The organism is Aeromonas sp. INTO2, from assembly GCF_049860605.1.
Lineage (GTDB): Bacteria > Pseudomonadota > Gammaproteobacteria > Enterobacterales > Aeromonadaceae > Aeromonas > Aeromonas caviae.
On record NZ_CP187588.1, the window covers coordinates 4170608 to 4180000 of the forward strand.

11 protein-coding genes, 1 tRNA gene and 2 rRNA genes (1 of these 14 running past the window's edge) are annotated in these 9393 nt (G+C 59.9%); 2 read left to right on the plus strand and 12 right to left on the minus strand.

Annotated elements, in window-relative coordinates; all coding sequences use genetic code 11:
- Positions 1–2: 2 nt before the first annotated feature.
- The 9 genes from ACPW74_RS19720 to ACPW74_RS19760 form a co-directional block, all read right to left on the minus strand.
- Entirely contained in the window at positions 3–788 is a 786-nt protein-coding gene (locus ACPW74_RS19720; RefSeq protein ID WP_041212047.1) for a TatD family hydrolase, read from the minus strand.
- Positions 789–899: 111 nt separating this feature from the next.
- Positions 900–1652, minus strand: coding sequence for a twin-arginine translocase subunit TatC (gene tatC / locus ACPW74_RS19725; RefSeq protein WP_279982213.1), 753 nt, complete (start codon positions 1650–1652; stop codon positions 900–902).
- A complete protein-coding gene (gene tatB / locus ACPW74_RS19730; RefSeq protein WP_069652893.1) occupies positions 1649–2107 on the minus strand; it encodes a Sec-independent protein translocase protein TatB in 459 nt (152 codons plus the stop codon). Before tatB ends, tatC begins: the two co-directional genes overlap by 4 nt.
- Positions 2108–2110: 3 nt before the next feature.
- On the minus strand, positions 2111–2359 hold the full coding sequence (gene tatA / locus ACPW74_RS19735; RefSeq protein WP_010672358.1) for a Sec-independent protein translocase subunit TatA: 249 nt from the start codon (positions 2357–2359) through the stop codon (positions 2111–2113).
- Between the two features lie 39 nt (positions 2360–2398).
- Entirely contained in the window at positions 2399–4039 is a 1641-nt protein-coding gene (gene ubiB / locus ACPW74_RS19740; protein WP_279982215.1) for a ubiquinone biosynthesis regulatory protein kinase UbiB, read from the minus strand.
- A complete protein-coding gene (locus ACPW74_RS19745) occupies positions 4039–4647 on the minus strand; it encodes a ubiquinone biosynthesis accessory factor UbiJ (RefSeq protein ID WP_048209347.1) in 609 nt (202 codons plus the stop codon). Before ACPW74_RS19745 ends, ubiB begins: the two co-directional genes overlap by 1 nt.
- 8 nt (positions 4648–4655) lie before the next feature.
- Entirely contained in the window at positions 4656–5408 is a 753-nt protein-coding gene (ubiE, locus tag ACPW74_RS19750; protein WP_039041078.1) for a bifunctional demethylmenaquinone methyltransferase/2-methoxy-6-polyprenyl-1,4-benzoquinol methylase UbiE, read from the minus strand.
- A 65-nt stretch (positions 5409–5473) separates the two neighbouring features.
- Positions 5474–5851 (minus strand): fluoride efflux transporter CrcB, encoded by a 378-nt coding sequence (crcB, locus tag ACPW74_RS19755; RefSeq protein WP_279982216.1) that lies wholly within the window; start codon positions 5849–5851, stop codon positions 5474–5476.
- Positions 5852–5938: 87 nt separating this feature from the next.
- On the minus strand, positions 5939–7192 hold the full coding sequence (locus tag ACPW74_RS19760; RefSeq protein ID WP_425859227.1) for a cytosine deaminase: 1254 nt from the start codon (positions 7190–7192) through the stop codon (positions 5939–5941).
- Positions 7193–7239: 47 nt separating this feature from the next.
- On the opposite strand from ACPW74_RS19760, the gene ACPW74_RS19765 reads away from it, so the two are divergent.
- Positions 7240–7554, plus strand: a complete 315-nt coding sequence (locus ACPW74_RS19765; RefSeq protein ID WP_039026396.1) for a transposase — start codon at positions 7240–7242, stop codon at positions 7552–7554.
- Between the two features lie 35 nt (positions 7555–7589).
- On the plus strand, positions 7590–8372 hold the full coding sequence (locus ACPW74_RS19770) for an IS3 family transposase (RefSeq protein ID WP_223936907.1): 783 nt from the start codon (positions 7590–7592) through the stop codon (positions 8370–8372).
- 262 nt (positions 8373–8634) lie between these two features.
- On the opposite strand, the gene ACPW74_RS19775 is transcribed toward ACPW74_RS19770, so the two are convergent.
- The 3 genes from ACPW74_RS19775 to ACPW74_RS19785 form a co-directional block, all read right to left on the minus strand.
- Positions 8635–8710, minus strand: a tRNA-Thr gene (locus ACPW74_RS19775).
- Positions 8711–8757: 47 nt separating this feature from the next.
- Positions 8758–8872: ribosomal RNA gene (gene rrf / locus ACPW74_RS19780) — 5S ribosomal RNA — on the minus strand.
- Between the two features lie 123 nt (positions 8873–8995).
- A 23S ribosomal RNA gene (locus tag ACPW74_RS19785) occupies positions 8996–9393 on the minus strand; it runs 2491 nt beyond the window's last position.

Sequence of the window (9393 nt, forward strand, 5' to 3'; positions counted from 1 at the left end):
AATCACTCCAAAAGCGGAAGTTGGAAGAATGCGGCGGAGGTGGCCCGGGTATGGGCCAGCAAGGCCTCGGGCGCTTCACCACGGCAGGCCGCCACCACCTGGGCGATGTGCGGCAAAAAAGCGGGTTCGTTGCGTTTGGGCCTGGGTTTCAGATCCCGCGGCACCAGGTAGGGGGCGTCCGTCTCTATCATCAAGCGACCCGCCGGAATGCGGGCCACCTGCTCGCGCAGCAGCTGGCCACGGCGCTCGTCACAGAGCCAGCCGGTCACCCCGATATGCAGCCCCAGCGCCAGGCACTCGTCCAGCTCGGCGTCGGAGCCGGTGAAGCAGTGCAGCACGGCCCCCGGCAGGCGGGGCAACCAGGGGCGCAGGATCTCGACGAATTTGTCATGGGCATCGCGGCAGTGCAGAAACACCGGCATCCCGAGCTCGGCGGCGAGCGCCAGCTGGGCGTCAAACACCGCATCCTGCACCGGGCGGGGGGAGAAGTCCCGGTTGTAGTCGAGACCGCACTCGCCGATAGCCACCACCTGGGGCAGGGCCGCCAGTTCCCGCAGGGCGGGCAGGGTCGCCTCATCGACGCTTTTGGCATCATGGGGATGTACCCCGGCGGTGGAGAAGCAGTAACCGGGCCAGCGGGCGGCCAATGCGGCACTTTCGCGACTGCCGGCCAGATCGGTGCCGGTCAGGATCAGGGCTTCCACCCCGGCGGCGCGCGCGCGTTCCACCAGGTCGGCTTGTTCGCCTGCGAACTGGCTGCTGGTCAGGTTCAAACCGATGTCGATCATGGAGTCAGGGGTTCCGGACAAACGAGGTGCATATCAGGCATTTGAAAACCATCTACTCGATGGGGCCTTACCATACGCCTCGAACGGATGCATGAAAAGAGGAAGGGAGCCTCAGCTCCCCTCTTCCGTTTGTTGCTGCTCTTCGTCCTCTTTCTTCACGTAGAAGCGGGCGAAGAACAGACCTATCTCCCACAGGCCCCACATGGGGATCGCGAGCAGGGTCTGGGAGAAGACATCGGGCGGCGTCAGCAACATACCGACCACGAAGACCCCGACGATGACGTAGGGGCGCTTCTCCTTCAGGCTCCTGGGGGTGGTCACCCCGGTCCAGCAGAGCAGTATGGTGGCCACCGGGATCTCGAACGCCACCCCGAACGCGAAGAACAGGGTCAGCACGAAGTCCAGGTAGCTGGCGATGTCGGTCGCCACCGTCACCCCGGCGGGGGCGGTACTGGTGAAGAAGCCGAACACCAGGGGGAACACCACGTAGTAGGCGAACGCCATCCCCGCATAGAACAGCACGGCGCTGGAGGCCACCAGGGGCAGGATCAGCCGCCGTTCGTGCTGGTACAGACCGGGTGCGATGAAAGCCCAGGCCTGATAGAGCAGATAGGGGATCGCCACGAAGAAGGAGACCACCAGGGTCAGCTTGATGGGCGTGATGAAGGGTGTCGCCACATCCGTCGCTATCATGCTGGTGCCTGCCGGCAACTGGCTGAGCAGCGGCTGGGCCACGAAGTCGTAGATGTTGTTGGAGAAGTAGATGAGCGCGATGAACACCAGCAGGATGGCGGTGATGGAACGCAGCAGGCGCGTTCTCAGCTCCACCAGATGGCTGATGATGGGTTGTTCTGCCTGACTCATGGCTTCACCTCCCCCTTGGCTGCGGGCTCGCTGGCGGGCACAGGCTCGCTCTCTCGCTGACTGTTGACCGGTGGCACCTCTGGGGTCGCGGGCACCGAGGCCGCCACCGGAGTGGCTGGCTCAGCCCGGGCGGGCTCCCGAGGCGGGCGGATCTCGTTCTCCCCCTGATAGGGACGATTTACCGACTGGGCGGCCGCTTTCAACTGCTCGATGGATTCCTGCAGCTCGGGGCTCAGGTTGTTCATCTGCAACCGTTCGGCCTTCTTCAGATCGTTGTGCAGATCCTGCAACTTGAGCTCCTGTTCCAGCTCGGCCTTGACCGAGTTGGCGGTGCTGCGGATCAGCCTTATCCAGTGGCTGGCGGTGCGGATCGCGACCGGCAACCGCTCGGGACCCAGCACCACCAGGGCGACGACGCCGATGACGACCAGTTCCCAAAAACCGATGTCGAACATGGCTTAGGCCTGATCTTTGTCTTTCTGCTTGGCGGCTTCGGCGTTGCTGGCCGTCTCGTTCAACTGCTTGGTCGGGAACTCGGCATCTTTCTGCTCGGGTTTGGTGTCGGCCGGCTCATCGGAGAGCGCCTTCTTGAATCCCTTGACCGCCGCGCCCAGATCGCCACCGATACCGCGCAATTTCTTGGTGCCAAACAACAGCACGACGATGACTGCGATGATCAACAACTGCCAAATACTGATACCACCCATGACTTTCTCTCCGGATAGGCGCCCGATGGCGCAGGTTATTTAATGGGAACGGGTTCGCAACCAACCCAGCAGCCAGCATAACCCGGCGCCGGCGAGGCTGATTTGTCCCCACTCAATGTATTGTTTTTGGGTCAGCAAGAATACACCCGCGAGCAGCAGGCTGGCACCAACCCCTAAGAGGTAGCGGGCCTGCCCCTGACGGCGACTGTGGCGACGGAAATCGGCAAACATCTGGTCGAAGTGGTGCTGCTGATGGCGGGCCTGACGCAGGATCTCATAGACCAGCTCCGGCAGCTCCGGCAGTTTCTCCGCCCAGAACGGCGCCTTCTCCTTGATGGCATTCCACACCGCCTTGGGGCCGACCTGCTCATGCATCCAGTTCTCCAGATAGGGCTTGGCGGTCTGCCACAAATCCAGCTGGGGATAGAGCTGGCGACCCAGCCCTTCTACATAGAGCAGGGTCTTTTGCAGCAGCACCAGCTGCGGCTGCACCTGCATGTTGAAGCGACGGGCGGTGTTGAACAGATTGAGCAGCACGTGGCCGAAGGAGATCTCGGAGAGCGGTTTCTCGAAGATGGGCTCCAGCACGGTGCGGATGGCGAACTCGAACTCGTCCACCTTGGTATCGGGCGGCACCCAGCCTGACTCTACGTGCAGCTCGGCCACCCGGCGGTAGTCGCGGTTGAAGAAGGCGAGGAAGTTCTCCGCCAGGTAGCGCTTGTCTTCCCGGTTGAGGGTGCCGACGATGCCGCAGTCGATGCCGATCCAGAGCGGATTCTCGGGGTGTTCGAAAGAGACGAAGATGTTGCCCGGGTGCATGTCGGCGTGGAAGAAGCTGTCGCGGAACACCTGGGTGAAGAACACTTCCACTCCGCGCTCGGCCAGCAGCTTCATGTTGGTGCCGTTGGCTTCCAGCGCGGCAATGTCGGAGACCGGAATGCCGTAGATGCGCTCCATCACCAGCACCTGCTCACGGCAATGGTCCGTGAACACCTCGGGCACATAGAGCGCCTCGGAACCGGTGAAGTTGCGGCGCAGCTGGATGGCGTTGGCCGCTTCGCGCATCAGGTTGAGCTCGTCGAGTATGGTCTTGCGATACTCCTCCACCACCTCGACGGGGCGCAGTCGCGCACTCTGGGGCACAAAGCGCGCTACCAGACGGGCCAGCGCCCGCATCAGGCGCAGGTCGGCCTCGATGACCGGCTCGATATCGGGACGGATCACCTTGATGACGATCTCGCGGCCGTTCTCCTTCAACCGGGCGGTGTGCACCTGGGCGATGGAGGCGGATGCCAGCGGCGTCTCGTCGAAGTCATCGAACAGGGTCTCGACGGGGCAACCCAGGCTCTCTTCTATCTGGCGACGGGCGGCCTGACCACAGAAGGGAGGCACCCTGTCCTGCAGCAGGGCCAGCTCTTCGGCAATGTCAGGGGGCAGCAGATCGCGCCGGGTCGAGAGCATCTGGCCGAACTTGATGAAGATGGGGCCCAGGGCCTCGAAGGCGAGGCGAATGCGGGCGCCACGGCTCATGCCTTGTTGCTTGTTCTTGAGCCAGAACAGACTGCGACGGGCCAGACGGCCAGGCCAGGGCTGATAACAGGCGGGCACCAGCTCGTCGATGCCCTGTTCCAGCAGGATGCTGACGATGCGATAGAGGCGTTTGAACTCCTTCGGGGTCATCAGCTCACCTGCTGTTCGAGGCGGGCAAGCCGCAACTCGATCGCCTTCATCTGTTGGGCAAGCTCTTCGACATCGTCATTGAAGCTCGCCACTTCCAGCGGACCCGGGGCAAGCCTCGCCTCCTCGGTCAGATACTCGGCCACTTGACGCTGGGAACGGCACAACTCTCGCCCCACAAAACGGCGAGCCTGACGAGCACCACTGCACAGGGTGTGGGCCACCACATCGCCGGTGTAGCGGGACAGCTCCTCTTCCCAGTCGATATCGAGCTCGCCAAGCAGGGCGCTGAATGCCTGCACCAGCTGGGGGTCACCGCTCAGGTCCAGCTTCTCCTCGCGGATGTAGCGGGTCAGGGCGGAAGGCTCCTTGAGCAGACCGAGGGCGGTCAGGGAGAGGCTCAGCACCGCATCCGCCTCCCCTTCAAACCTAGCCAGCACATCCAGACGGCGCTCCGAGAAGACAAACCAGAGCGGCTTGAGCTCGCGCAGCTCCAGTTTGAGTACCTTGCCCGTCAGCTTGCGCAGCCGCTCCGGGCTCTGTTTGTCCAGGGACAGCAACTGGTTGAGGCTGGTTTCGATCACTGCGGTGACCATGGCATCCATCGGCATAGGCGACCTTAAAACTTGTAACCGCGGTGCAGGGCAACCACGCCCTGGGTCAGGTTGTAAAACTCCACCTGTTCGAAACCGACATTCTCCATCATGCCTGCCAGGGTCTGCTGATCCGGGTGCATGCGGATGGATTCCGCCAGGTATTTGTAACTTTCGCTGTCGTTCGCGACGATTTCGCCCATTTTTGGCAGCAATTTGAAGGAGTAGAGATCATAAAGTTTGGCGATCACTTCGCTCACCGGCTTGGAGAACTCCAGCACCAGCAGGCGGCCACCCGGCTTGAGCACCCGGAACATGGAGGCAAGCGCCTTGTCCTTGTCGGTGACGTTGCGCAGGCCGAAGCCGATGGTGATGACATCGAAGTGGTTGTCCGGGAAGGGGAGCGCCTCGGCGTTGGCCTGCACGTAGGAGACGTTGTTGGCCACCCCCAGGTTGCGCAGTTTGTCGCGGCCCACTTTCAGCATGGAGTCGTTGATGTCCGCCAGGACCACCTGGCCGGTCTCACCCACGATGCGGGAGAACTTGGCGGTCAGATCCCCTGTGCCGCCAGCCAGATCCAGCACCTTCTGTCCTTTGCGGACACCGGAGCAGTCGATGGTAAAGCGCTTCCAGAGGCGATGGATGCCGAACGACATCAGATCGTTCATCAGATCATACTTGGCCGCTACCGAATGAAAGACACCGGCGACCAGGGTTTCCTTCTCGGTCGCTGCCACGGTTTTATAGCCAAAATGCGTAGTAGTAGTCTGTTCCGACATCCCTCAAATACCCATAGAGCAAAGAATGGCCGCCAGTTTACCAGAGCCGATGGCGTGCGGACACCTCAAACCCGGCTTGCGACCAACTGCATCCCCAGCACGACCATGGCCAGACAGAGGAACAGATTGAGACCGATATTGAGCAGCGCCTTCAGATAGGCCCCTTGCTGGGCCAGCACGACCGTATCGAGGGCAAAGGAGGAGAAGGTGGTCAAGGCGCCGAGGATACCCACCATCAGCAATGGCTTCATCGGGTGCTCCACCACGTGACCATGGCTGATCATGGCATAGGCAATCCCCATGATGAAGGAACCCACCACGTTGACCACCAGGGTGCCATAGGGAAAGTGGCGTCCCAGCAGCCAGGCCATCAGCTCGGCGATGCCAAAACGCAGGCAGGCACCGAAGGCGCCTCCGGCAGCGACAAATAACCAGGTTTGCATCAAGCAGTCTCCAAGATTGTCAGGTTGGCATTATGCAAAATGTCGGCAGCAGGGGACAGCCGGGCAATTAATCGACCCTGCTAGACCCTAGCGGCGAAAGTCTACCGATTCTGCATTCACAAGATGGAGGGTCGTCTCGGCCGGGCGAGTATCGGCGATGACTCTGCCATGGCGGATGGAATAACGCACCGGCACTTGGCGGCGCACCGCATCGAAACCATTCTCTGCAGGAAGGATCAGCAGGTTGGCGGGCTTGCCCACCTCGATGCCGTAGCGATCCTGCACGTTCAGGGTGCGGGCGCTGTGGCTGCCGATCAGCTTGAGGCTGTCGTTGATCTGCTCGTAGCCCATGATCTGGCAGACATGGAGCCCCATATGCAGCACCTGCAACATGTTGGCCGTGCCCATGGGATACCAGGGATCGAACACGTCGTCGTGGCCGAAGCAGACGTTGATGTTCGCCTCCAGCATCTCCTTCACCCGGGTGATCCCACGACGCTTGGGATAGCTGTCGAAGCGCCCCTGCAGGTGAATGTTCACCAGCGGATTGGCCACGAAGTTGATGTCCGCCATCCTGAGCAGCCGGAACAGCCGCGAGGCATAGGCTCCGTTGTAGGAGTGCATGGCGGTGGTGTGGCTGGCGGTCACCCTATGGCCAATACCGCGCTCGTAGGCCAGGGTTGCCAGCGTCTCGATAAAACGGGACTGTTCGTCATCGATTTCGTCGCAATGCACATCCACCAGAACCTGATACTTCTCCGCAAGATCGAAGACGTAGTGCAGACTTTCGACCCCGTACTCCCGGGTAAACTCGAAATGGGGGATGGCACCGATCACGTCGGCCCCCAGCTTGAGAGCCTCTTCCAGCAATGCCTTGCCGTTGGGGTAGGAGAGGATCCCCTCCTGCGGAAAAGCGACGATCTGCAGCTCCACCCACTCCTTCATCTCCTCCCGCACCTCCAGCATCGCCTTCAAGGCGACCAGATTGGGGTCGGAAACATCCACGTGAGTCCGCACGAACTGGATGCCGTTGGCAATCTGCCATTTCAGTGTCTGGATGGCGCGTTGTTTCACATCCTCATGGGTCAGCAGCGCCTTGCGCTCGGCCCAACGCTCGATCCCCTCGAACAGGGTACCGGAGAAGTTCCAACTCGGCTCGCCAGCCGTCTGGGTGGTATCGAGGTGAATGTGCGGTTCGATAAAGGGGGGGATGACAAGGCCTTGCTCACCATCAAGCTCGCGGACAGAGAGCAGCTGAGTGCTCATGGGCTCAATGGCCCGGATCACGCCTCCCTGACAGAGGATTTGCCACATCCCTTCCCTGCCCGCCAGACGTGTAATGACCCACTGAAATCCTGCTCAGGTCATAATGAGTGGAGATCACAGACATGAGCATCACGATGGACGAAGAAATCAAACGTTGGACGGCCAAGCGCAAGTCCGCCTTGGTCATGGAAATCATTCAGGGCAAGACCACCGTCGCCGAAGCGGCTCGAGCCTTTGATTTGCCGCCCTCCGAGATTGAAGAATGGGTAGATGACGCCAAACGGGGCATGGAAAACGCCTTACGGGCCAAGCCACTGGATATTCGCGAGCAGTACGAGAAGCAGCTCAAGGAACTCCAGGAAGCTTATGGCGAGGCCATGCTGGAGTTACGCGCCAGAAAAAAGCTGGCCTCCCTGCTGGGCGAGGACGACAGATAGTCGCCGATGTTCAGCAGGGATTACGCGCAGAAGGTATTGATGTCTCCGTCAGCAAGCTCTGCCGCTGGTTTGGCCTGCCGCGTCGTAGTTGGTACTACCGCAGCGTCAAGGCCGCGCCCAAGCTTCAGGAGCATCTGGTCACCCCGATCAAAAACATGATTGAGGAGAACCCATCGTTCGGTTACCGGACGGTTGCAGCCCTGTTGGGGTTCAACAAGAACACGGTACAGCGCATCTTCCAGCTCAAGGGCTGGCAAGTTCGCAAGCGTCCGGTTGGGTTTCGCCCCCGGATCCAGGCCCTGCCTTCGGTGGCCTCAGCGCCTAACCAACGCTGGGCGACGGACCTATGCCGGATCTGGGCTGGTCGCGATGGCTGGTGTTCCTTGGCGCTGGTGATTGATTGCCATACCCGTGAACTACTGGGATGGCATCTCTCGCGCAGTGGTAAATCGAAAACGGCCGAGGCAGCGCTGGAGCAAGCCTTAATTGCTCGCTTCGGCAGCTTGGGACGAGTTGCATCGCCGTTTTTGTTACGTAGCGACAATGGGTTGGTGTTTACCAGCCGCAACTACACAGCACTGGTGAAGAGCTATGGGTTGCAGCAGGAGTTCATCACGCCGTACACGCCGGAACAAAACGGCATGGTCGAGCGGGTGATCAGAACGCTCAAGGAGCAGTGTGCCCATCGGCAGAGGTTCGAGACCTTGCAGCATGCCAGTCGGGTGATTGGCGACTGGATCCAGTTTTACAACCAGAAGCGTCCTCACCAGGCGCTAAAGATGAAAACACCGGCGCAGGCCTATGCCGAAGCCGCTTAGTTGTGCAGGAACGGCTGGGTCATTACAGACGCACATTCCTAATCAGCATGTTCTTTCCCCTTCGAAAGCGTAGTTGTCTTTGCCAATCCACAACTTAGCCCGGATCCCTTTAATAGAGAAGCGCCGCCCGGAAAGCATACGGGATAGAAAGGGAAGATATCTCAGCAACAAGAAGGTGCGACATTGCAGGACTGCAATTTGCGATGGATGGCTGAAAGGCAGACACAAAAAAGCCTCCCGATTGGGAGGCTTTCTTATTTAATGGTGCTGATACCCAGAATCGAACTGGGGACCTCATCCTTACCAAGGATGCGCTCTACCGACTGAGCCATATCAGCACACTAACCGGTAAAGACCACGCTCAATGCGTAATCTAAAATTGGGTGCCTGGCAGTGTCCTACTCTCGCATGGCGAATGCCACACTACCATCGGCGCTACAGCGTTTCACTTCTGAGTTCGGCATGGGGTCAGGTGGTTCCACTGCGCTATTGCCGCCAGGCAAATTCTTAATCCAGAAAGCTGATGTGAATAACGACTTCGCTAGTGTGCGTTGTCATTACCACTGAATTTGTAAGTAGTTCGCTCATTCGCTACAAGGCCAGAAACACTTCTTGGGTGTTGTATGGTTAAGCCTCACGGGTAATTAGTATGGGTTAGCTCAACACGTCGCCGCGCTTACACACCCCACCTATCAACGTTGTGGTCTCCAACGGCCCTTTAGGACCCTCAAGGGGTCAGGGATGACTCATCTCAGGGCTCGCTTCCCGCTTAGATGCTTTCAGCGGTTATCGATTCCGAACTTAGCTACCGGGCAGTGCCACTGGCGTGACAACCCGAACACCAGAGGTTCGTTCACTCCGGTCCTCTCGTACTAGGAGCAACTCCCTTCAATCATCCAACGCCCACGGCAGATAGGGACCGAACTGTCTCACGACGTTCTGAACCCAGCTCGCGTACCACTTTAAATGGCGAACAGCCATACCCTTGGGACCGACTTCAGCCCCAGGATGTGATGAGCCG